Raw genomic sequence first — 22,163 nt, forward strand, 5'->3', positions numbered from 1 at the left:
ATGACCACCCATGTACCTGTCGCCATCATCGGCGCTGGCCCCGCTGGCCTTACCCTTGCTCACCTGCTGCACCTGCACGGCATCGAATCAATCGTGTTTGAAACCCGCTCACGGCGCGATGTTGAAGAAACCGTGCGTGCCGGTGTGCTCGAGCAAGGAACCCTGAACCTGATGCGTGACTCCGGCGTAGGCGAGCGTATGGAACGCGAAGCAGATATCGACGAAGGCATCGAAATCGCCATCGACGGTGAGCGCACCCGCATCGCACTAACCGCACTAACTGGTCACCACATGGCCGTCTACGCCCAGCACGAATACCTCAAAGACTTCATCGCCAAGCGCCTCGCAGACGGTGGCGAACTGCTGTTCAACACCACCGTGGACGATGTCACCGGCTACGACGGTGACAAGTGCACCGTCACCTACACCGACGACAACGGCACCCAGCACGAACTCACCGCCGATTATGTGGTAGCTGGTGACGGCTCCAAGTCTCCGTACCGCAAGCCCATTCTTGAACTGCCAGGTGCGGTGCGAGCCAAGCACGAATACCCCTACGCGTGGTTTGGCATCCTCGTCAACGGGCCACAGACCCAAAAGGAACTCATCTATGCCACTCACGACGCAGGATTTGCGCTGATCTCCACCCGCTCGGCCGATATCCAGAGGTACTACCTGCAGTGTGACCCGGAAGATACCGTGGATATGTGGCCGGACGAGAAGATCTGGGAACAGCTCCACCTGCGCGTCGACTCCGATAACCTCCAGGTTGCCGAGGGCGAGATCTTTGACAAGTCCGTGCTTCGCTTCCGTTCCGCTGTGACAGACCCGATGCAGCGCGGCCGGCTGTTCATCTGCGGCGATGCGGCGCACACTGTGCCACCAACCGGGGCGAAAGGCCTAAACCTTGCCGTTGCCGACGTCTCAGTTCTAGCACCGGGCTTGGTGCGCGCCTTGAAAAAGAGCAACACCGACCTGCTTGACCAGTACTCGGCCCTGGCAGTGCCGCGGGTGTGGAAGGCACAGCACTTCTCCTACTGGATGAGCTCCATGCTGCACGCAGTGCCAGGTGAGTCGCACTTCGACGCACAACGCCGCCGCGGTGAGCTGCGCGCAATGCTCTCTTCCGAGGCAGGTCGCCGGTACCACGCCGAACAGTATGTTGGCATGGATCTTCCCACATTCGACATCTAACTCTCTCCGTTACCTAGAACTGTTACCTAGAGCCTGGCCGAGTCGCGGCGCCAGGCTCTTTATCCGCATGAAATATTGAAAGGCATAGCGATTATGCGTTCTCCGACGATTGTTGTCGTTCTCCTCTGGCTCGCAGTACTGCTCGACGGGTTCGACATGGTAGTACTCGGTGCAACTCTGCCCGCCATGATGGAAGACCCAAACTGGCAACTAACCGCAGCCCAGGGCACCCAGATTTCAACAGCTGGGCTCATCGGCATGACAATCGGCGCACTAGTTATCGGTGCTGCAACAGACAAGTTGGGTCGTCGTAACGTGATGATCGTCTCCGTCGCAGCATTTTCAATCCTGACGCTCATCATGGGCTTTACCTACAACTTCTGGGCCTTCCTCATCCTGCGCTTCTTCGCAGGAGTAGGTCTTGGCGGGTGCTTGCCGACGGCGATTTCCATGGTCACCGAGTTCCGTGGACGCAGTAGAGCGGGTTCTTCTACAACCACGGTGATGACCGGATACCACGTAGGTGCCGTGCTCACAGCACTGCTGGGCATTTTTGTAATCGGCGAAATTGGCTGGCACTCCATGTACATCATCGGCGCTGTTCCGGGGCTCATCCTTGCCCCAGTAATGTACTTCCTGCTGCCCGAATCCCCCCAGTACCTCAACGTTGTCGGGCGCACGCGCGAAGCCCAAGACATCGCCGACACCTACGGGCTTGAGCTTGCCGACGAGATGGACCGTACTGCCGCATCCGAAAACCAAGGCACCGGAATCAAGGCACTTCTCAAACCGCCGTACCTGCGGAACTCGCTGGCCATCTGGGCGGGCTCCTTCATGGGCCTGCTGTTGGTTTATGGTTTGAATACCTGGCTGCCACAGATCATGCGCCAGGCCGACTATGACATGGGCAACTCGTTGGGCTTCCTCATGGTGCTCAACATTGGGGCGGTGGTTGGCCTTGTCATCGCTGGACGAGTATCAGACCGTTATTCTCCGCGACCAACCGCGATGGTGTGGTTCCTGCTATCGGCGATCTTCCTCTCGCTCATGGCGGTACGCATGCCCATGATTGGGCTTTATATCATCGTTTTTCTCACCGGAATTTTCGTGTTCTCCTCCCAAAACCTGGTGTATGCCTTCGTGGGAGAAAACCACCCGTCAAACCTGCGCGCAACCGCGATGGGGTTGTCCGCTGGCATTGGACGCCTCGGCGCGATTTCCGGCCCGATGCTCGGTGGACTGCTGATCAGTTTGAACATGGCCCACCCGTGGGGCTTTTTCGCGTACGGCGCCGTTGGTCTTGCCGGTGCAATAATCTTCATGTTCACCCGGCCCATCTACAAGCGCACCGTGGTGGTAGCAGAGCAACCCCTCAATTTGTCGGCCGAATAGTGCGCCGTGGCGCTGGACACTGCCTTACCGCGTTGTGCCGCCGTGTTGGTGCCCAAAAATAGCCGGGCAGCTACCGGGCAGCTACCAGACAGCGGTAGGCTCCGCGATTAACCCCTACGCCAAAACCTAGGATTTCAACGCCTCAGGAAGTTGCGCCCTGCCGGTGATCTCAAGTTTCTTGTAAATACTCGTCAGGTGATACTCCACGGTTTTCGGCGACAAGGTAAGCTGCAGGGCGATCTCTCGGTTGGTTATTCCATCCGCCGCAAGGTGAGCAATTTGTTCCTCTTGGGTAGTCAACCCCAAATGGTTGTGCACGTGCCCACCAACTCCACCCACACGCCGCTCCTGATTACAGCGCGTCACCATCACGTGGGCCCCCATCTCGGCAAAGAGATCAGAAGCGCGGCCCAAAATATCGTCGGCATGCGAACGCCTGCCAATACGGCGCAGCAGCAAACCGTATTCGAACAAGATGCGGGCAGCATAGGCAGGCATCGCCGAGTGCTCAATGGCCACGGTGGCATCGTCGAGAAGTGATAAAGCCCTAGCAGTCTGGCCTCGTTGAAGCAGAATTGAGGCGCGCGGAACCGAATTCTTCGCCCTCAGCGACGCTAAATTGGCGCTATTATTGCGTTGTTCCGCCTCAGTAATCACCCGGTCTGCGTCGGCAATGCGACCGGCACGTAGCAACGTTTGCGCATACACGTCCTCCCACGGCCAAAAGCCGGGCTGTTGCGTATCCACCCCTTCGACCGCCCGCTCCAAGTCTTCCGCTGCCCGCAATGATGTGGCCAAATCGAGCACATGCGCCGAAACGATCATTTGCCCCATCGCCGCAGGAACCCGCTGAATTGTAAAAGCATCCGCACCGGGTGTAGCGCGATTGAGGTAAGACCGCGCTAAGCCCAGATTGCCCTCCATCGCCGCAATCAACGAACCGGTCCACAACAACCAGGGTTCCAGCAGCGCAACCCCATGCAACTCACACGAAGAAAGGCCACGTTCTACCACCGCCTTCGCATCATTCCACTGGCCTAACACAAACAAGGCGCGGGCCAGCAGCGCATCGCGCCACAGTGCCACTGAGAGGGAACCACCAGGTACCGGGCGAAGCTGTTCACGGGCGGTGATCGGGTCATCGTCGGCAAGTGCCACCCACCCCATAAACATCTTCAATCGTTCATGCGAAATAGGGTGAGCAAAATCCGGCAGCTGGGGCGGGTAGGTGCGGTGCAGCAAAACAGTAGCGAAAATTTCATACACCTGGGCCTCTTCATATTCGACCGACCCCGGTGCGGTAAGCGACTGCGTATGCCTAGCCCGCTGAAGCAAACCGGAGGGATTCCACACCGCCAATTCATGCAGACAACCCGAAAGCGACTGGGCGGCATGGTCTTTCACTGGCCCAAGAAAAATCTCTGACTGGTAGCGGTGGCCACCATACAACGCCACATACCCCGTCAACGAGTCCCGTAAATTAACGTTGACAGTGCCAGAACAGTCCTGCAAGAAAAGCTCCGCAGAAGCCAGATCAAGTGCCTCGGCGTGTTTTTCCGCCTTTGCCAACAGCAGCTTCTCGCGCTCTACCGGACTCGTCGCCCGAGGCGGGGAACCTGTGGCAGCTTGAGTCAGGGCGGCAAAGCGGGGATCACGGAACTCCGGGGTAGCCCCCGATTCTGTCAGCGCTATATCGATAATCCCTGCGGCGACGGCCTCGCCGAGCTTTTCCTGTTCAAGAGGACGCGAATAAAGAGCGCGCCGAGTGTCATCGCCAAGCCCTGCGGTCGCATGCTCACATTCGTGGTACCAGGCTTGCGGGAATTTCAACGTCGCATTTGCATCCGACCACTGATCGCGGGGTGTGGCCTGGAGAAGTTCCGCAATATAATCGGGGCGCCCTCCGGTAGCGCGGTGCACATCTTCAACAAGCAGCGCAGGAAGTTTGGTTCCAACAAGGGTGCGCACGAACTGATCAGTTTCTGGGAGCGTAAACGGGGCCAGCGCAATAATGTCATCGGCGAATTCATGCACGCGTTGCGACGACACCGTGGCAACAACCCGCAAGCCACCGCGCTTCGTGCTCTCCACGACCCACCGCAGGGACTGTTCATCCGCGCGGTCAAGATCGTGGATGAGAACAGCAGCGCCGGTATCATGCTGAATCTGCCGCTGTAAAGCCCCGTGGTGTGCCGATTCCCACGGCAAAGCCGAAACAACACGAACACGGTCCTGTGGGAGGTGGGTAGCCAGGCGGTTGAGGAACCGGCGGGCACCTACTCCGGGCACGATCGGGATAATGACTAAGCGCTGCGGGTGTGTATCAAGGATCTCGAGGATCGAGGCGATCACGCGGCCACGCAGCACTTCGTCTCTATGGATATCGGACACTTTTGATAGCACTGACTTGCCTGGTTGCGAATTATTTCCAGCCATGTCAGTTCCTGATCCACCAACTACAGGAAGGCTTGCAAAGCCTGCGTGAACTCGGCAGGAGATTCCAGGGTGGGAACGTGCGCGCCGGGCACAACCACACTTGTCGACGAGCCTGACACTCCTGCGGCGATCGCGGAGACAACCTGTGGCGGAGTTGACTGGTCACCGTCTCCGGCGATGGTGAGCACCGGGCAGGCGATTTTACCAAGTGAATCTGTGAAATCCCACGTGCTCAGCGCATCCGAGCACTGCGCGTATCCTTCACCACTGGTGCTCAGGATCATGTCGCGGGCCTCAGCAACGGTACTGGGGTTCTTGTCCGCATAATCGGGAGTGAACCAGAGACCTACAACCCCATCGACCATCGGATCAAGGCCCTCACGGCGCGTCAGCTCAGCGCGCGGAACCCATTTCTCAGGGCCACCAAAATACGCTGCGGTGCAGCAGAACACTGCTTTGGTCACCTGCGGACAGTGGGCCGCCAGATACTGTGCAATCGCACCACCTAAAGACAACCCGATCACTGCGAACTCTTCAACATCCAGCTGGTTGAGAGTGTGGAGCACATCATCCGCCAGGTCCGCCATGGTGGTCACCCCGGGTGTTACATCAGCAACAGGTGAATCCCCGTGGCCTCGATGGTTGACAGCGATGATGCGGTAGTCGTCGGCAAGTGCCTTAAACTGCGGGGCCCACATCGCTGTGGTTGACGCGATGGACCCGAGAAAAACAAGTGTGCGGGAACTATTCTTGTTACCTAGTTCAACGTGGTCAAGGGTGATCATCGTGGGTTACTCCTTCTCAATAACTGCGGCAAGGCCCTGTCCGCCACCAATACACATGGTAACTAGGGCGCGGCGAGCGTCGGTACGTGCCATGCGGTGTGATGCAGTGACCAGCATCCTAGCTCCCGTGGCACCCACGGGGTGGCCAAGGGAAATACCAGAGCCTTGGGGGTTCAGGCGCGGATCATCAGCCGAAATGCCCCACTCATCGAGACAGGCCAGAGCTTGGGCCGCGAATGCCTCGTTGAGCTCAATCACATCGATATCGTCAAAGGTTAGGCCCAGCCGGTTGAACAGTTTCTCGGTGGCCGCCACCGGGCCAATCCCCATCGTCTCTGGCGCGACACCTGCGACAGACCAGCCTTTGAGCGACACCATTGGTGTCAGCCCGAGCTCCTCAGCCTTCGCGCGGGTGGTCACAATCATGGCGGCAGCACCGTCGTTTTGGCCCGATGCGTTACCGGCGGTGACTGTCGCCTCCTCATCCTGGCGGCCCATCACTGGCCGCAGGCGCGCCAGCGACTCCAGCGTAGTTTCTGGGCGGATGTGTTCGTCCTTGTCCACAACGATAGGATCGCCTTTGCGCTGCGGGACCGAAACCGGGACGATCTCATCGTCGAAAAGCCCGTCTTCTTGCGCCTGAGCTGCGCGCATGTGAGAGTTGTATGCCATTTCGTCTTGGATGTCCCGGGCGATGGAATAATCGCGGCGCAGATTCTCCGCGGTTTCAATCATGCCACCGGGAATGGGGTGGTTTTTCCCGCCAGCCTTCTCGCGGCCTTCAGCAAGGCGGTCATGCAACACCATGTCGCCGCCCTTCTTGCCCCACCGAATGTCTGCGTCGATGGTGTACTCCGTACGCGACATCGATTCCGCACCACCGGCGATAATCAGGTCTGCGGCCCCGGAAGAGATATGGGCGGCAGCTGTGGCTACTGCCTGCAAGCCGGAACCACAGCGTCGATCGAGCTGCATGCCCGGAACAGACTCGCCGAGGCCCGCGTCCAAAGCAACCACGCGCCCGAGGGCAGGGGCAGAACCCCCGGGGGAGGCCTGGCCAAGAATCAGATCATCAACCTGGCCCGGTTGGAGACCAGACTCGTCGAGTACTGCCTTGACAACGGTCACGGCAAGATTTTGGACCGGGACGGAGACAAAGGCGCCTCCGTAGCGGCCGACCGGGGTGCGCTTAGGATTGCAAAGAACGATATCCGTGGGGTTGTTAGAGCAGGTCATGGGTAGATCCTTTCGAGGTGTGCAGCGTGGATGTCGGTTGAGATTGTCGCGCATGTAGATTTCAGCGCAGGGATGAAGTTGTTGATGATGAATTCGGGGGTGTGGGCCGCAGCCGGCGTCGAGATATTAACGGCAGCAACTGTCGTGCCATTGCTATCACGCACGGGAGCCGCCACAGACCGCAAACCGAGTTCAAGTTCTTGATCGACTAGTGAATAGCCTTGGTTTTTCACCCGAGCCAGTTCGCTCTCTAGCTGGTTGGGCGTAGTCAACGTTTTAGGGGTGAGGGCTTCGAAGGGGGCTTGTTTCAGGTAGTGGTCAATCTCTTCTTCTGATCTGTCGGCGAGGAGAACGCGCCCCATTGATGTTGCGTAGGCAGGAAAGCGGGTGCCGATGGTGATGGAGACTGCCATGATGCGCCGGATTGGAACGCGCCCGACATATAACACATCGCCGTGATCCAGGATAGACAGTGAGCACGACTCATCGACGGTGTGGGCGAGCTTTTCCAGGTGGGGTTGGGCTATCTCGGGAAGGCCTAACGACGAGAGGTAGGAGTAGCCGAGTTCTAGGGTTTTGGGGGTAAGCCAAAAGAGTGAGCCGTCAGTGTCTGCATAGCCTTCTTCAACCAGGGTGTGCAGAAAACGTCGCGCTGTTGCGCGGGCGAGGCCCGTCGATTCGGCGACCTGGGCCACTGTCTGGCGAGGACGATCTGTGCCGAAAGAGCTGATCACGGCAAGTCCTCTGGTGAGGGACTGAACGGGTGGTGGGGGAGGCACTAATACTCCTTCCGGGTGATTGTTGGTACTTGGGCGATCGATGCGGGGTTCTGGCTTACCCACCACTATACCCAAAAAGTTCACTGGGTGAACTCTTGTGCAACTAGCGAACAGGCGTTAGGGTGGAGACATGCTTGATAAAACAGTAACTTCAGCACAGGAAGCGGTAGCTGACATCGCAGACGGTGCTTCGATCGCGGTGGGCGGTTTCGGTCTCGTGGGGATACCTGCCCGCCTCATCGACGCGCTTCGTGAAAACGGTGCCGGCTCGCTCACCATCATTTCTAACAACCTGGGTACTGACGACTTCGGTCTCGGCCTCCTGCTCAAGGACGGGAAAATTACCCGCTCGATCGGCTCCTATATCGGTTCCAATCAAGAGTACGCACGCCAATACCTCAGCGGAGAGCTCACAGTGGAGTTCACACCCCAAGGCACCTTGGCGGAAAGGATGCGCGCCGGTGGTGCGGGCATCCCGGCGTTTTATACGAAGGCGGGCGTGGGAACCCAGCTTGCTGAAGGTGGCATCCCAACCCGCTACAACGAGGACGGGACCATCGCTGAGTATTCAAAGCCGAAAGAAACCCGTGAGTTCAACGGCGAGGTCTATGTGATGGAGGAAGGCATCCGTGCAGATTTCGCATTCGTGCATGCGGCCAAAGCGGACCGCTACGGCAATCTCGTGTTTTCCAAAACGGCCCAAAACTTCAATCCCGATGCTGCAATGAGCGGCAGGATCACCATCGTCCAGGCAGAAGAGCTTGTCGACGAGATCACTCCGACTGAGATTCATCTGCCCGGCATTTATGTCGACCGGGTAGTTGAAGTGGGGCCACAAGAAACAGGTATTGAGAATCGGACGGTGAGCAAATAATGACATGGACGCGTGAACAGATGGCAGCGCGCGCTGCCCAAGAACTAGAAAACGGCCAGTACGTCAATCTTGGCATCGGCATGCCAACCTTGATCCCTGGTTTCCTTCCTGAAGGCCTTGAAGTTGTCCTGCATTCTGAAAACGGCATCCTCGGGGTTGGCCCGTACCCGGCAGACGACGCTGTAGATCCTGAAATGATCAACGCTGGAAAAGAAACAATCACCGCAGCACCCGGCGCGTCATTCTTTTCTTCCTCCCAGTCTTTCGGGATGATCCGGTCCCGCGCGATCGACGTAGCTGTCTTAGGCGCGATGGAGGTCTCACAGTTTGGGGACCTGGCCAACTGGATGATCCCGGGCAAGATGGTCAAGGGTATGGGTGGGGCCATGGACCTTGTTCATGGTGCGAAAAAGATCATCCTGATGATGGATCACGTGACCAAGAAGGGCGACAGCAAGATCCTGCCCGAGTGCAAACTGCCCCTGACGGGTGCAAAGTGCGTCGACCTAATTGTGACCAATTACGCCGTCTTTGACGTTGACGCGAAGACCGGCTTAACGCTTGTTGAGCTTGCCGACGACGAAACTGTGGACTCAGTACGAGAAGTGACTGCAGCACCATTCACGGTTGCAGACAACCTCGCGACAACCTAAGACACCCTAAGACCACTACCCTAAGATCAACAACACACCACGAAAAGTAGGAGAGCAATGCTATTTCTTGCCCGGATGGATGTCAGCTTCCCTGACAATCTGACTGCCGATGAGATCGCCGACTACCAAGCCCGCGAAAAGGAATACTCCGGTAACCTGCAGGTCGCAGGAACCATGAAAGGGATCTGGCGCGTCGTCGGAGAGTACGCCAACTACTCCATCTACGACGTCGAAAACACAGACCAGCTCCATGAGGTCTTCCAGGGATTCCCCATGTTCAAATACATGAAAATCAAAGTCACCCCTTTGGCAAAACACCCGAACTGGACGGATGCCTGCGCGTATTAGTGTGCGTCGTTAAGCGTCGAAGCGGCGTAACGCATTGCCTAACTCCGAGCGGTTGCGTACGCCAAGCTTCCGGTACACACGCGTCAGGTGATACTCCACCGTCTTCGGCGACAAAAACAGAGCCGTAGCCACATCTTTATTGGAGCTACCCTCAGCAACGAGGGTAGCTATTTCCTTTTCCTGCGGGGTCAGCCCCTGTTCCGAAGGGATGCGGGAACCAAGACCTCCAGCGCGGCGTTCTCTCCCACACCGGGCGACCATATTATCGGCCCCCATCGCCAGGAAGTACTCGCTGGCCCTGGCGAAGAGATCGTCGGCAAGCTTCCTTTTACCTAAACGGCGCAGCGCCTGGCCATAATCGAAAAGAACACGGGCAGAATACAGCGGCAGCGAGAGCGTCTCAATCATGTCCAAAGCCTCATCAAATTTTGCCACCCCGGTCTGGTGCTGCCCCCGGGCAAACGCGAGACGCCCTTCCGACATAGACAGTTTGGCTTGAGCTGACACCACCGGAGCAGACCGGATACGATCGCCGACCTGACCGATGAGCGCTTCGGCCTCATCGAGTTGACCACTGTTGACCAGGTGTGATGCCCAAATATCGCGCCACGGCCAAAAACCAGGTTGAGCGGTATCCACCGTGTCACTGAGGTTGCTAAGAAAAGTCCCGGCGCGTTGCATAGCAGCTGAATCCTGCTGAGAGTACGCGATATAGAGTCGCGCCATCGCAGAAGGGATTTGCTGAATGGGAAAAGCATCATTGCTTAGATTAACTTGCCTGCTGTATAGCGACATCAAGGACTGGTCTCCGCGTAATCCAGCCACAACGCTGGCGCTCCACAGCAGCAAAGGCTCTAAGAAACTAATACCGTAGCGTTCGCACCGGGCCAAACCCCGCTCTACTGCATTCTCGGCGTTGATGAGATCGCCCAACAGCAGGTAGGAGCGGGCACGCCACGCGTCCATCCAGGCCGCGATCCGCTCAGAGCCCTTTCCGTGGGCGTCGACGGAAAGATGCTGCCGTGCAGCGAAAGGATTATCGTGAACTAAATAAATCCAGCCGGCCGCCATGTGTCTGCGTTGCGCCATCGTTTCCGTTTCCCAGGCAAGGGGCGTCAAGTCGGGGATTTCATCGGTGCAGGCAGCAGTGCCAATTAAAGAAATGTAATGGGCCTCCGAACCAAGGGGTGATTCTGGCAACGCCCAGTGCGAGGTGGTCTGTGCCCATCGAACCACCTCAGAAGGTTGCCACTCACACAGGCTGAGAAGCACTTGGCGGCTTGCGGCGCGGGTGCGCAGTTGCGTATCTCCGCTTTCGGTGCTGTCCAGTTGAGACCATGATCGGTTGATCAGGTTCAGTGCATTACTCCGGTGACCTTGGTGCAGCGCCAGGTAACCACGAATCGAGTCAATGTGCGCATTAGGGGCAACACTGGTGAGTTGGCGAACATGCTGGTTGGCCTGGGGAATATCGGAATCTGCGATGAGCGCTTCGATCGCATTGAGATTGGCTTGGTCCTGGATTACGGGGCTTTGAGCAGTAACGGAGGCTTGGTGGTACACCTCGAAGGCTTGGCGCCAGTGCCCTGCGCTGGTGAGTTTTTCTGCGTGCTCAATCATCTGGCCAGCTAGGTCGTCGTTACCGCTAGACATGCTTTTGGCCCGGTGGAGTAGCGCCTGAGTGCTGTTATCGTGCCGGGTAAACCACTCACTGGCCTTTTTATGAAAATCACGAATCAACGCTGGCGGAGCCGAAGAACGCGCGACAGCAAGGTCAGTCGGGTGGACAAACGCAATGACACGGCCGCGACCCTGCGGCACCGACTGTAAAATCCCGCGCTCAATACTGGTAGTAACACCCTCACTACCACCGAGTATCGCAACTAATGCCTCGTAGCTGGATGTGACCGTAGCTGCTTGGGTGGCGTTAATCAGTACCGTGTTGCCCTGCGCACGCGCTTCGAAGGCCGTGCGCCAACGCCGGGGTACCGGCACGTAGGGGTGGGTGCTGCGCCAATGATCTTCCGAGGCAGCATCGAGCAAATCCCGAACCAGATCGGCGTTACCGTTGGTCACCTCGAGAATCTTCCAACACACTTCCGGTCGCAGATGCACCGCGCGGCGTGACACCGCCATCGCGGCAATATCGCTGCTGCGCAGGGGAGGCAGATTGACCCGAAAATCTGCTAGTAAGTGGAAGTCTTCGTTCACTTCTGACAAATCGGTCGACCCCACGACAGCCGCAGTGGCCCGTGAAATGCTTTGCGACCACTCCAGTAACGCCCTGAGTGATTCCTGATCGGCCCACTGCACCTTTTCGACGATCAGCACGACCCGAACCTGGGGTTGATCAAGCTCGGAGAGATCCGCCACCCCAGCTTTTCTACACATGATGTCCACGAGCCAACCAGGGTCGTGAGCACGCCACGGGAGCGCGGACACCCGCACAAGTGTCCAGGTTTCCAATTCTCTTACGAGGCTGTCTACAGCGGAGTGCGCGTCGGACCCGGAAATTGAAATGACCGAACAGCTTCCCGGTGTCAACGAAGTCACGTGAGTATAAATTCTGCGTGACTCATACCGTGCTGAGAAAGCCATTTCAATATCCTATCGGAGCCAACGTCATCGTTCCGTTAGACAGGCTAGGTCTCACACCGTGAGACCTAGCCTTGGTCTAGCCTTGATCACCTCCAGCCACAGGGAGCACGGACCCGGTGATGTAGCTGGCTTCCCGCGAAGCGAGGAACGCGATCGGCCCAGCTTGCTCTTCAAGAGTGCCATAGCGTTTAAACTCCGAGGACTCCACAGTTTGCTCCACAATTTGCTGGTACCATTGCTTTTCCTGCTGATCTTCAGGGCCTGGCCCGCGCTTGACCACACGCTCCGGGGCTTCTGTTCCCCCAGGCGCGGTGGCAACAACACGGATATTCTTTTCGGCAGCTTCCTTGGCTAATGCCGCAGTGATAGCATTCACGCCTCCCTTAGCCGCCGCATAGGGCACGCGGTTGACACCGCGCGTGGCCACCGACGAAACATTGACGATGGTGCCCCCACCGTTATCAATCAGCGCTGGCAGTTCCGCTCGTACCGACCACAGCGTGGTAAACAGTGATCGGTGGATCTCCTTTTCAATTTCTTCCGGGGTGTAGTGCTCAAATGGTTTCGCCCAAATAGTTCCGCCGACGTTATTGATCGCTACATCAATGCGCCCGAACTCAGCCACCGCCTGCTCAACCATGCGGGCGGCCCCTTCGTACGTTTCCAGGTCAGTGGCGCACGATTGCACTTTCATCCCAGTCCGCTCAGATAGTGTTGCCGCCACATCGCTAACAAGTTCGGACCTATCGACGATCAATAGGCTGCCACCCTCATGTGCGATGCGGTTGGCCACAGCTAAACCAATTCCTTGGACTGCGCCCGTAATCAGCACCACCTGGCCGGAAAACCGGTGTGGGGTGAATACGGTTGGAGTCTCAGCAACTCCATCTCCTGTGGGCATTTCGCCGAAAGCCATTATTTGTCACCTTCTTCGATAGCGCGGTGAACAGTAGCAATGGCGCTACGGTGGTGCTTTTCGACGATTGCCCGGCACGCTTGAAAGTCTTTCGCTTCCAAGGCGTCGACAAGCTCAAAGTGATCTTGTTCTATACCGTCAACCACAAAGCCTTCGTCGTCAAGCACCTCGTTCATGACTTCTACAACATCGAGGACGTTATAAGCCTGCTTCATCGCGTCATTACCTGAGCGGTCAAAGAGGTAGTTGTGGTACTGCGCATTGGCAGCCGTGTAGCCAGTGGCGTCAAGGAATTTGGTGTCCGAGATAAATTCCTTGCAGGCCTGGGCGAGTTGACGCATCTCGGCGTAATCTTCTTCGTCCAATTGGTCGATCATCAACGTGATTACTCCGAGTTCCAACGCCATGAGGGCGTTGAACTGTGCTTCGGAGTCAGTCTTGGCAGTCAAAATATGCCCTGTTTCCACATCACCTTGAGACGTGATGGTCTTTGATAGGCCATCTTCTACACTTGCAACCGTTGTAGCCTGTGTGACATCCGTTGCTGGTGCTTCGTCGATACGCGAATCTTCCGGAGTGTCGGACGTAGCCGGCACATTCGGCGTGAATTTTTCGTAGTAGAAGTTCTGTGGCGGAGCATCAAGGTCGCGGAAGAAAGTGCGGACTGCCTCGACCATTGCCGGTGGGCCGCACAAGTACACGTCAACATCGCCGCCGTGCAGGTATTCCTCGGCGATATGGTCCGTGACGTACCCAGTACGGTCGTGCTCTTCTCCCTCGCCGGAGACGACTGAGAACCAATCAAAATCCGCCAAGATGTCCTTGTACTGATTCAGGCGGTCTACTTCCACGATGTCGTGATTGAATGTTGCGCCGTAGATCAGACGAACAGGTTGGGTGAGGTCAGGGTCTTCGGCGAGCTTTTCCAAGATCGCAAGAATGGGGGCCAGACCAGTTCCACCTGCCAGCAACAGGATCGGGGAAAAGGGCTCACGGAGGAAGAAGGACCCCATGGGGCCGGTGAGGTTCAACCGGTCACCAACTTTGGCTTCCTCCGTGAGGTAGGTGGACATTTTGCCGCCTGGTGTGTTTTTCACAAGGAAGGTCACGATGTCGTCGCTGGGACCTGAAGAGAAGGAATATGACCGATGAAAATCAGCGTTCGGGGGTGCAATATTCATGTATTGGCCTGGAAGATAATACAGCTGGTCGCGATCTTCGATATGCACGGCAAACTTGATCGTTGACTTAGAAAGCTGCTCGAGTTCGACGATGTGACCAATCATCGTGCCAGCCCCAGTTTTTGCTGCAGCCGATGTCGTGGCGATATTAACCACCATGTCATCGATTGGGTATGTCTGGCAGCACAGAATATAGCCTTCATCAGCTTCGTCTTCTGTCAGCGCATCATCAATGTAGTCGCCTTCCTCGTATTCTCCTGATTCGCAGAAAGCTTTACACGTTCCGCACGCGCCGTCACGGCAATCGAATGGAATATTAATTCGCGCCTTATAAGCTGCGTCAGTGATGGTTTGGTCTTCCTCGATTTCAATGAAACGGGTAACACCATCTTCAAAAGCTAACGCTACTTGCGGTTGGGCCATGTCGGTTCCTTCATCAAAATAGGGTGTGGCGCCCCCTAAGTGTTGGTCTTAGAGGGCGTAATTGCTGTGATCGTGGGGAGGCTGGTGAAAGTCTCTCCGCTAGAGCATGTAGACATCCACCACGTGGTGGATATAGTCGTTCTTCAACACGACCTTCTTCTTCACAATCTGTGGCTTCTCACCGGAAAAATCGATGGTTACCCAGGTTGTTCCGAAGTAGTGGTCGGTGGTGTTGTAGCGGAAATAGTAGGAAATCCAGTTGTAGCGGACATCGACCTGCTGGTCGCGGCGCTCAAGAATTTCCAGATTTGTCAGATTATGGCCGGTTCGTGGCTCCGGGATTGATGTTGCAGCTGAGCGCTCTGTACGGATGCGGAAAACGCGGTCCTCCATGCCGGCACGAGTGGGGTAGTAGATCAAAGAGATCTCCGACTGCGGGTCGGTGGTGAGCTCGTCATTGACATCCCAAGAAGGCATCCAGTACTCAGCATCGGGGTGGTAGCACTCGAGCCACTGTTCGAATTCGCGATCATCAAGAAGGCGGTTTTCGTAGTGCAAAAAGTCGAGGATGCTGTCGCGGGTGATTTCAGACATGAGTGAAGTCCTTTGCAGAAATGTGAGAGAGTGAGTCGTATCGTGCAGCTCAACCAACCTGGCTGAGCGCGGTCTTTACTGCTTGCGCTTGCGTCGAACACGACGGCCAGACGAGCTGACCTCAGCATCCGCTGACTTGTTCGCAGAGGCCTCCGCTTTCTTCGCGGCGCGCTGCTGAGCGTGCTCGGTAGTAACCTTTGTCGCTTGTGCGTCGTTACGTACGTTCTTTGACGTGCGCTCCTGGCTGTCCTTCTCTTCCTGCTCAACGGCCTGCTCGAGGACCTCCTCCCAGTAGGCGTGCTGAATAGGGTAGAGACCTTCATCTTCAGTCCGCGCACCCGAGCTGAGCACACTATCCATGCCCAAACTTCTTGCCAATTCGCTAGCACCCTCGATTTGGTGGCCGAGGCCGCGAGTCATGTCATTCCAAGGGAAAGACGTTGCGCGATAGGTTTTCTGGCAGGAGCGGAATTCTTCCAAATCATCAGGGGTTGCCATGCCCGTCGCGTTAAAGAAGTCCTCGTACTGCCGGATCCGGGCTGCACGGTTTTCCGCCGATTCTCCCTTCGGCGCAATACAGAAAATAGTCACTTCGGTCTTGTCAACGGAGACTGGCTCAAGGCGACGAATCTGCGTGGAGAACTGGTCCATGATGTACACGTTCGGGTAGAGGCACAGGTTGCGCGAAGCACCCACCATGAACGTGCCGCGTTCTTCACCGTGCAGGTCCTTCAGTTCCGCGAGGCGGTCGAAGATCGGGCGGTCTTCTGGGTTTGCCCACTCGGACCACAACATGAGGTGCCCGTATGGGTAGGAGAAGTAGCCCCCTCCTTGTTCGCCCCACTTGCCTGCGTCCATCGCTTTTGTATCATTGGCAGACTCACCAGTGCTACGACGTGAGGTAGTAGCGGCATAGTTCCAGTGGACGGAGGAGACGTGGTAACCGTCAGCTCCGTTTTCTGCCTGCAGTTTCCAGTTGCCGTCATAAGTGTAGGTTGATGCGCCCTTGAGCACTTCCAACCCTTCGGGCGACTGGTCAATGAGCATGTCGAGGATGACCCGGGTGTCACCGAGGAATTCCTCCAGCTCAACAACGTCATCGTTTAAGGAGCCGAAAAGGAATCCACGATAGGACTCGAACTTTGGAACGCGGCGCAAGTCATGGGAGCCTTCAGTATTGAAGTTATTCGGGTAGGCGCCGTTCTGTTCGTCTTTTGCTTTGAGGAAAGTTCCATCATTGGAGAATGTCCAACCATGGAATGGGCAAGTCAGTGTGGTGCGGTTGTCTACTTTCCGACGACACAGCATTGCGCCACGGTGGGAGCAGGAATTGATCAAGCAATTCAGCTTGCCGTCCTTTGAACGGGTGATCACGACAGGTTGACGGCCAATATTCGTGGTGAAGTAGTCGCCTACATTGGGTATCTGAGACTCGTGGGCGAGGAAAATCCAATTTCCTTCGAAGATGTACTTCATTTCCAGCTCGAAGATCTCTTCGTCGGTGAAGATTTCACGATTGAGACGAACGATTCCCTCTTCGGGGCTATTCTCTAGCGCGCGATCAAGAATCTCACGAACATTGTCGGTTGGGGCAGTCACAGCCAACTCCTTTACAGATGGGTGCCTTTGCAGGCGGTGGTGAAACAAGGGTGATACAAGCTGGTACCTCCAAGGCGCCGAACGAGACGAGGTAAACAGTGGTAGCTCGTGGTAGCTCGTTGCCGACGCGCTGGAAGCGGTATCACAAGTGTGACTGCTTGCGATATGAGTCACAATGGGGAAAACCCTAACTTCGATTAGGGGATGGGTGAGAGTGGCTAAAGCATGAGGTAGAGCAAACTATGGCGTCGGAAAGCGCCGTTAATGGACTGGGGCTACCCCTCGCGTTAAGGGGAAACCCTAGTGACATATCAGAGGTTTTGGGGTGAAGAATCTGAAGATTGCATAAGTGAGCTGCACTTATGTAACCGTAGGTCGAATTTGGCGCCTTTTGTGATTTAAATTTCTACTTGGAAAACGCAGTGACCTAGTGCACACTCGGTAGTGCCAGTCCGGTTCGGTACCACATCGAGCTCTAGAGCTGAATTTTCTAGTGCTGAAATTGTGAGCAAAAAGGGCTTGTTTCCATCGCAGCCACCTAGCTTGCAAGAAGATGCGTACCGGGGTTAGGCCTCAACCACTACCACTAATGTTTCTGAAGGAGACAGAATGTCTGACCAGATCGAACACACCGAAGACCCATCAGCTAAGGGGTCTGGAACCGCCGCGACAGATAAGTTTCTTCATGAGTCAGTAAAGTCCGACACCTCGAAAGAACGTGCACGTGAAATCTACACCGACTTGCTCGCAGCAATCGGTGAAGTCGCCCACAAGCATCAAGTCACCTACGACGAGTACCGAGTACTTAAGCATTGGCTCATCCAGGTTGGCGAATACGGCGAGTGGCCACTGTGGCTCGACGTGTTCCTCGAGCACGAGATCGAAAAGATCAACTACGATCGCCACGAGTACACCGGCACCAAGGGTTCCATCGAGGGGCCATACTACGTTGAAAACGCTCCTGAGATCGCATGGGATGCAGAAATGCCAATGCGCGACAAGGACCGTGAAGCGACGCCACTGATCTTCCAGGGCCAGGTCACCGATATTGATGGCAATGGTCTCGGAGGTGCGACCGTAGAATTGTGGCACGCTGACGAGGACGGCTACTACTCCCAGTTCGCGCCTGGGATCCCAGAGTGGAATCTGCGTGCGACCATTCGCACCAACGAAAACGGCGAGTACAAGATCAAGACCTTGCAGCCCGCTCCTTACCGGATCCCTCATGACGGCCCAACTGGCTGGTACATCGAATCCTATGGTGGACACCCATGGCGTCCAGCGCACCTGCACTTGCGGGTCAAGCACCCCGGCTACCGCGAAATCACCACTCAGCTTTACTTCGACGGTGGCGACTGGGTAGAAAACGACGTTGCTACTGCAGTGAAGCCGGAACTCGTTCTGTACCCAGAGACCGACAGCGATGGCAAGAATATTGTCAATTATGGCTTCCGCCTTGACAAGGAAGACTAGAAAAATCGCAGCGTATAGTTAAATCTGTACGCTGTTCCATTACCCCGACGCCGATTTCTGAGGCATCGGGGTTTTGTTAGCACTTCAGTACTATCAGCACTATCAGCTTCGATTGAAAATTTAATCGCCGAGGAGAGTATTCAATGACCGATTTAACTATCAGCCAGGTTAAAACCACCTTGCTCGATGTTCCCCTATTTCGACCACACGGTTTTGCTACCTACACCGCAACCGAACAGCCAATCTTACTGGTGGAAGTAGTTCTCGAAGGTGGAGTCAGTGGATTCGGCGAGGGGGTTGTCCCTGGTGGTCCATGGTGGGGAGGTGAGTCGGCTGAAACTATGAAGGTGATCATTGATGGACACCTTGCCCCCATCATGATCGGACGTGAAGTGAACCAACTGGTGGGCATCCTGGCGGACTTCGAACGATCAGTAGCAAATATGCGTTTTGCTAAAGCCGCTGTCGACGTAGCCATGCATGACGCGTGGGCTCGCGCCCTTGGACTACAAGTCCGGGACTTATTAGGGGGCTGCTACCGTGAAGAAGTCGATGTGACGTGGGCACTCGGAGTGCTGCCCTTGGAAGAAGCGGTCGCCGAAATCGAAGAACGCATCGCAGAATATGGGCACACGTCGTTCAAGCTGAAGATGGGCTCAGGTGACCCAGCTGTTGATACTGAACGCATCGAACAACTTGCGGGCGCTTTAGGTGGCAAGGTTGGGTTAAGGATTGATGTCAATGCCCGCTGGGATCGGATGACAGCGCTGAAATATTTACCCCGCCTAGCAGAGGCAGGTATTGAACTTTTCGAACAACCGACACCCGCCCATGACCTTGCTACGCTGCGTGAAATTGTCACTCGCATTGGGGTGCCTGTCATGGCGGATGAATCTGTTGCCTCTCCGGCGGATGCGCTGGCTGTGGCGCACACTCAAGCGGCTGATGTCATTGCGCTGAAAACCACCAAACTAGGTGGTTTACAAGAATCCACGAAGGTCGCTGCTATTGCCGAAGCGGCTGGACTTGCCTGCCATGGGGCTACCTCGCTCGAGGGGCCTTTCGGCACGGCTGCTTCCTTGCACTTCGCGTGCGCCACCCCAGCTGTCAATTATGGGTCCGAACTGTTCGGCCCAATGCTACTGCGAGAGTCCTACACCACCGAAGATCTCGTGTACAAAGATGGTGTTGTGCAGCTTCCACAAGGCCCTGGTTTGGGACTCGACCCAGATTGGGACAAAGTGAAGGCCTTCACCCGCGACTAATTTTTTACTGGTCTATCCCTTAAATTCCCTCAGCCCCGAGTAAGGCTTAGGGAATTTCCTGATTTGCTTCTTTGTAGTACCGGCTTGAATGTGATGTAGCTCAAATCCCTTGACCTATCTGGAGGAAATCACATGAGCACTTCACGCGCTAGTGCCCCTGAGGTACGACACGACACTTGGGCTTCGCCCGCGCATCGGCGCACGGTTTATCTCGTGCTAGCTGTTGTTGGCCTGGCCATTCTTTTCGACGGCTACGACCTGGTGATCTACGGAGCCGTGCTATCCACCCTCTTGGAAGACCCGTCACATATCGGCCAGCTCTCCCCAGCAGTGGCGGGCTCCCTGGGCTCATACGCCATGATCGGTGTTCTGATCGGTGCTTTATCTTCAGGCGCTGTAGGCGATCGACTGGGGCGCCGAAAAGTGTTCCTCGCCGCACTGGTCTGGTTTTCTCTCGGAATGATCGCAACAGCGTTGGCTACCACAATCTTCTGGTTTGGGTTCCTCCGTTTCATCACCGGACTAGGGGTGGGCGTGATCGTCGCTATGGGCGGGGCCATCATCGCGGAGTTCGCACCGGCTAATCGCAAAAACTTGTTCAACGCTGTGGTTTACTCCGGGGTTCCCGGCGGTGGCGTGATGGCCTCCATCCTTGCGCTGCTGCTCGAAGAGCACATCGGCTGGAGAGGACTGTTTATGATCGGTGGTGCCCCGCTGATCATCGTCTTCCCGCTGGCCCTGGCAGCCCTGCCAGAATCCCCACGCTGGCTGGTCTCCCGCGGACGGATCGACCAAGCACGCGCAGTGTGCGCAAAGTACGGTTTGCCTGCTGAATCCTTCGTGGATGCTCCCGCACAGGCAATTGCAGCCTCTACTGAGACAACAAGCGCTTCCGGTGCACGACGCGACGTAGACAAAACTGGTTTTTCTGGAATCTTTTCCCGCTCCTTCCTGCCAGGTACCGTGTTGATCGGTCTGATGAGCTTTATCGGATTGCTCTCTACTTACGGCTTAAATACCTGGTTGCCGAAGATCATGCAGGCCAACGGCGCTACGCAACACGATTCCTTGTACTCGTTGCTAGCACTGAACGGTGGAGCGGTTGTCGGCGGACTCTTTGCATCCTGGGTGGCCGACAAAATCGGTGCAAAGCTGGTTATCACTTCGACGTTTACTCTTGCTGGCATCATGCTGGCACTGCTTCCGCAGTTCAACTCTGTAGCGGTTATGTATGTACCGATTATGTTAGCTGGGCTCGGCGTACTTGGCACCCAGGTGCTGACGTACGGGTTGACATCGAACTACTACTCCACGGCCTCTCGTGCGGCTGGCGTGGCGTGGTGTGCTGGATTCGGACGCCTCGGCGGAATCGTTGGACCACTTGTTGGCGGCTTGATCCTTGGCGCAAACCTCGGACCAGCATATGCTTTCTATATCTTTGCTGGTGCTGCGATCCTCGGTGCCATTTGTACCGCACTCATCCCGCGTTCCCCTGCCGAGGTTGAGGTCATAGCTACCACAGAACCTGAGGCGCCGAAGGTAGCAACGGCTTAAGGCTGGACCTCGATCGAGGCCTGATCGAGACTAAGGAAAGCCTCTCCATGGCCTAGGAAGGCCTACCGATGCCTAGGAGATCAGCCCAGCACCGCCTACATTATTTGCCGAAAGTGCCGCTCTAGCCCCTGCGCGAATCGTAGGGGCATGGTTTTGTGCATTCTCAGCCAGGCTAGCGACTGCTCGGTCGAGGGTGAAGCTCTCAGGCGGACACAGCTTAGCCAGCGTCATGGTAGATGTACGCCATTCAGAAGGTAGAAAGGAAATCACCTCGTCCCAAGCGGTGGTGGAATCACCAAGGCCCGATAAGAACACTATTTTTGGGTGGATCTTTGTCGACTTCACAATCACTTACTATGCCATGCGGGCCAAGAACAGGCTGGGTACCTTCTGTCGGGGGAGAACACAGTTTCCTCGCTAGATAGCTTCCAGCTGGGGCCTACACCTGCACCGATTTTTGGGCACGTGCCGACGACACCACTGCGGTTCCGGGGGAGCGCAGACCCACAAGGGCAACCGCGGTGAAAATGAATACTACTGCCACGGTGATATAGAGCGCTTCCGGTGACCATCCTGCTTCCGCAAGATAGCCGATCAGTAGCGGGCCGCACACCGCACCTACACGCCCGGCAGCCAGTGCCGCACCCACTCCGGTGCCACGCAGGTGCGAGGGATAAGCTGCGGGGGTGACGGTGTACATTCCTGTGACACAACCGTTGAGCAGCATGCCGACGAGCACACCGAGCGCGAACGCTAGTGCAGGAATGCCAGTGGAGTAGATGAACGCCACAAGCACCCCGGCACCCGCGATAGAGAAGGCAATGAGCACGGTACGCGCCGAGATTTTGGTGGTGAGCACCCCG

18 protein-coding genes are annotated in these 22,163 nt (G+C 56.4%); 8 read left to right on the forward strand and 10 right to left on the reverse strand.

The window, feature by feature from the left end; all coding sequences use genetic code 11:
• Together CKV99_RS01955 and CKV99_RS01960 are read left to right on the forward strand one after the other, a co-directional pair.
• The gene (locus tag CKV99_RS01955; protein WP_092257654.1) at nucleotides 1–1,194 is read left to right on the forward strand and encodes a 4-hydroxybenzoate 3-monooxygenase; all 1,194 of its coding nucleotides are present in this window, start codon (nucleotides 1–3) and stop codon (nucleotides 1,192–1,194) included.
• A gap of 93 nt (nucleotides 1,195–1,287) precedes the next feature.
• Entirely contained in the window at nucleotides 1,288–2,586 is a 1,299-nt protein-coding gene (locus CKV99_RS01960) for an MFS transporter (protein ID WP_092257657.1), read from the forward strand.
• A gap of 126 nt (nucleotides 2,587–2,712) precedes the next feature.
• Here the strand turns inward: CKV99_RS01960 and CKV99_RS01965 are convergent, their stop codons facing one another.
• The 4 genes from CKV99_RS01965 to CKV99_RS01980 are packed head-to-tail and all read right to left on the reverse strand — an operon-like array spanning nucleotide 2,713 to nucleotide 7,822.
• On the reverse strand, nucleotides 2,713–5,022 hold the full coding sequence (locus CKV99_RS01965) for a helix-turn-helix transcriptional regulator (protein WP_092257660.1): 2,310 nt from the start codon (nucleotides 5,020–5,022) through the stop codon (nucleotides 2,713–2,715).
• A gap of 20 nt (nucleotides 5,023–5,042) precedes the next feature.
• Entirely contained in the window at nucleotides 5,043–5,807 is a 765-nt protein-coding gene (gene pcaD, locus CKV99_RS01970) for a 3-oxoadipate enol-lactonase (RefSeq protein ID WP_092257663.1), read from the reverse strand.
• A 6-nt stretch (nucleotides 5,808–5,813) separates the two neighbouring features.
• Entirely contained in the window at nucleotides 5,814–7,043 is a 1,230-nt protein-coding gene (locus tag CKV99_RS01975) for an acetyl-CoA C-acetyltransferase (protein WP_092257666.1), read from the reverse strand.
• Nucleotides 7,040–7,822, reverse strand: coding sequence for an IclR family transcriptional regulator domain-containing protein (locus CKV99_RS01980; RefSeq protein ID WP_092257668.1), 783 nt, complete (start codon nucleotides 7,820–7,822; stop codon nucleotides 7,040–7,042). Before CKV99_RS01980 ends, CKV99_RS01975 begins: the two co-directional genes overlap by 4 nt.
• A gap of 130 nt (nucleotides 7,823–7,952) precedes the next feature.
• Here CKV99_RS01980 and CKV99_RS01985 point away from each other — a divergent pair, with 130 nt between their 5' ends.
• Genes CKV99_RS01985 through catC form a run of 3 tightly spaced genes read left to right on the forward strand, consistent with a single transcriptional unit; the run spans nucleotide 7,953 to nucleotide 9,697 of the window.
• Complete coding sequence (locus CKV99_RS01985) at nucleotides 7,953–8,696, forward strand: CoA transferase subunit A (RefSeq protein WP_092257671.1); 744 nt, start codon at nucleotides 7,953–7,955, stop codon at nucleotides 8,694–8,696.
• The gene (locus tag CKV99_RS01990; RefSeq protein ID WP_092257673.1) at nucleotides 8,696–9,349 is read left to right on the forward strand and encodes a 3-oxoacid CoA-transferase subunit B; all 654 of its coding nucleotides are present in this window, start codon (nucleotides 8,696–8,698) and stop codon (nucleotides 9,347–9,349) included. The genes CKV99_RS01985 and CKV99_RS01990 overlap by 1 nt, the downstream gene beginning before the upstream one ends.
• 57 nt (nucleotides 9,350–9,406) lie before the next feature.
• Nucleotides 9,407–9,697: a muconolactone Delta-isomerase gene (gene catC / locus CKV99_RS01995; protein ID WP_092257676.1), complete on the forward strand. Its 291-nt coding sequence runs from the start codon at nucleotides 9,407–9,409 to the stop codon at nucleotides 9,695–9,697.
• 9 nt (nucleotides 9,698–9,706) lie between these two features.
• Here catC and CKV99_RS02000 read toward each other — a convergent pair whose 3' ends face one another.
• The 5 genes from CKV99_RS02000 to benA all read right to left on the reverse strand — a co-directional run bounded on the left by CKV99_RS02000 (nucleotide 9,707) and on the right by benA (nucleotide 17,008).
• Nucleotides 9,707–12,139: a LuxR family transcriptional regulator gene (locus tag CKV99_RS02000; protein ID WP_231910136.1), complete on the reverse strand. Its 2,433-nt coding sequence runs from the start codon at nucleotides 12,137–12,139 to the stop codon at nucleotides 9,707–9,709.
• 232 nt (nucleotides 12,140–12,371) lie between these two features.
• Complete coding sequence (locus tag CKV99_RS02005; RefSeq protein ID WP_092257681.1) at nucleotides 12,372–13,211, reverse strand: 1,6-dihydroxycyclohexa-2,4-diene-1-carboxylate dehydrogenase; 840 nt, start codon at nucleotides 13,209–13,211, stop codon at nucleotides 12,372–12,374.
• The gene (benC, locus tag CKV99_RS02010) at nucleotides 13,211–14,815 is read right to left on the reverse strand and encodes a benzoate 1,2-dioxygenase electron transfer component BenC (RefSeq protein WP_092257684.1); all 1,605 of its coding nucleotides are present in this window, start codon (nucleotides 14,813–14,815) and stop codon (nucleotides 13,211–13,213) included. The genes CKV99_RS02005 and benC overlap by 1 nt, the downstream gene beginning before the upstream one ends.
• Before the next feature lie 99 nt (nucleotides 14,816–14,914).
• A complete protein-coding gene (gene benB, locus CKV99_RS02015) occupies nucleotides 14,915–15,409 on the reverse strand; it encodes a benzoate 1,2-dioxygenase small subunit (protein ID WP_092257686.1) in 495 nt (164 codons plus the stop codon).
• Nucleotides 15,410–15,484: 75 nt separating this feature from the next.
• The gene (gene benA, locus CKV99_RS02020) at nucleotides 15,485–17,008 is read right to left on the reverse strand and encodes a benzoate 1,2-dioxygenase large subunit (RefSeq protein WP_169872592.1); all 1,524 of its coding nucleotides are present in this window, start codon (nucleotides 17,006–17,008) and stop codon (nucleotides 15,485–15,487) included.
• Between the two features lie 609 nt (nucleotides 17,009–17,617).
• On the opposite strand from benA, the gene catA reads away from it, so the two are divergent.
• From catA to CKV99_RS02035, 3 genes are all read left to right on the forward strand, one after another.
• The gene (catA, locus tag CKV99_RS02025) at nucleotides 17,618–18,481 is read left to right on the forward strand and encodes a catechol 1,2-dioxygenase (protein ID WP_092257692.1); all 864 of its coding nucleotides are present in this window, start codon (nucleotides 17,618–17,620) and stop codon (nucleotides 18,479–18,481) included.
• 143 nt (nucleotides 18,482–18,624) lie between these two features.
• Complete coding sequence (locus CKV99_RS02030; protein ID WP_092257695.1) at nucleotides 18,625–19,746, forward strand: muconate/chloromuconate family cycloisomerase; 1,122 nt, start codon at nucleotides 18,625–18,627, stop codon at nucleotides 19,744–19,746.
• 132 nt (nucleotides 19,747–19,878) lie between these two features.
• Nucleotides 19,879–21,300: an MFS transporter gene (locus CKV99_RS02035; RefSeq protein ID WP_092257698.1), complete on the forward strand. Its 1,422-nt coding sequence runs from the start codon at nucleotides 19,879–19,881 to the stop codon at nucleotides 21,298–21,300.
• Between the two features lie 439 nt (nucleotides 21,301–21,739).
• On the opposite strand, the gene CKV99_RS14655 is transcribed toward CKV99_RS02035, so the two are convergent.
• A complete protein-coding gene (locus CKV99_RS14655; RefSeq protein WP_231910137.1) occupies nucleotides 21,740–22,159 on the reverse strand; it encodes an MFS transporter in 420 nt (139 codons plus the stop codon).
• Nucleotides 22,160–22,163: the final 4 nt, after the last annotated feature.

This window comes from Corynebacterium cystitidis (genome assembly GCF_900187295.1).
Classification (GTDB): domain Bacteria; phylum Actinomycetota; class Actinomycetes; order Mycobacteriales; family Mycobacteriaceae; genus Corynebacterium; species Corynebacterium cystitidis.

Bases quoted from the DNA above. Each gene is read 5' to 3' on its own strand.
- CKV99_RS01955 (WP_092257654.1), top strand. From the start codon at position 1: ATGACCACCCATGTACCTGTCGCCATCATCGGCGCTGGCCCCGCTGGC.
- CKV99_RS01960 (WP_092257657.1), top strand. From the start codon at position 1,288: ATGCGTTCTCCGACGATTGTTGTCGTTCTCCTCTGGCTCGCAGTACTG.
- CKV99_RS01965 (WP_092257660.1), bottom strand. From the start codon at position 5,022: ATGGCTGGAAATAATTCGCAACCAGGCAAGTCAGTGCTATCAAAAGTG.
- pcaD (WP_092257663.1), bottom strand. From the start codon at position 5,807: ATGATCACCCTTGACCACGTTGAACTAGGTAACAAGAATAGTTCCCGC.
- CKV99_RS01975 (WP_092257666.1), bottom strand. From the start codon at position 7,043: ATGACCTGCTCTAACAACCCCACGGATATCGTTCTTTGCAATCCTAAG.
- CKV99_RS01985 (WP_092257671.1), top strand. From the start codon at position 7,953: ATGCTTGATAAAACAGTAACTTCAGCACAGGAAGCGGTAGCTGACATC.
- CKV99_RS01990 (WP_092257673.1), top strand. From the start codon at position 8,696: ATGACATGGACGCGTGAACAGATGGCAGCGCGCGCTGCCCAAGAACTA.
- catC (WP_092257676.1), top strand. From the start codon at position 9,407: ATGCTATTTCTTGCCCGGATGGATGTCAGCTTCCCTGACAATCTGACT.
- CKV99_RS02005 (WP_092257681.1), bottom strand. From the start codon at position 13,211: ATGGCTTTCGGCGAAATGCCCACAGGAGATGGAGTTGCTGAGACTCCA.
- benC (WP_092257684.1), bottom strand. From the start codon at position 14,815: ATGGCCCAACCGCAAGTAGCGTTAGCTTTTGAAGATGGTGTTACCCGT.
- benB (WP_092257686.1), bottom strand. From the start codon at position 15,409: ATGTCTGAAATCACCCGCGACAGCATCCTCGACTTTTTGCACTACGAA.
- catA (WP_092257692.1), top strand. From the start codon at position 17,618: ATGTCTGACCAGATCGAACACACCGAAGACCCATCAGCTAAGGGGTCT.
- CKV99_RS02030 (WP_092257695.1), top strand. From the start codon at position 18,625: ATGACCGATTTAACTATCAGCCAGGTTAAAACCACCTTGCTCGATGTT.
- CKV99_RS02035 (WP_092257698.1), top strand. From the start codon at position 19,879: ATGAGCACTTCACGCGCTAGTGCCCCTGAGGTACGACACGACACTTGG.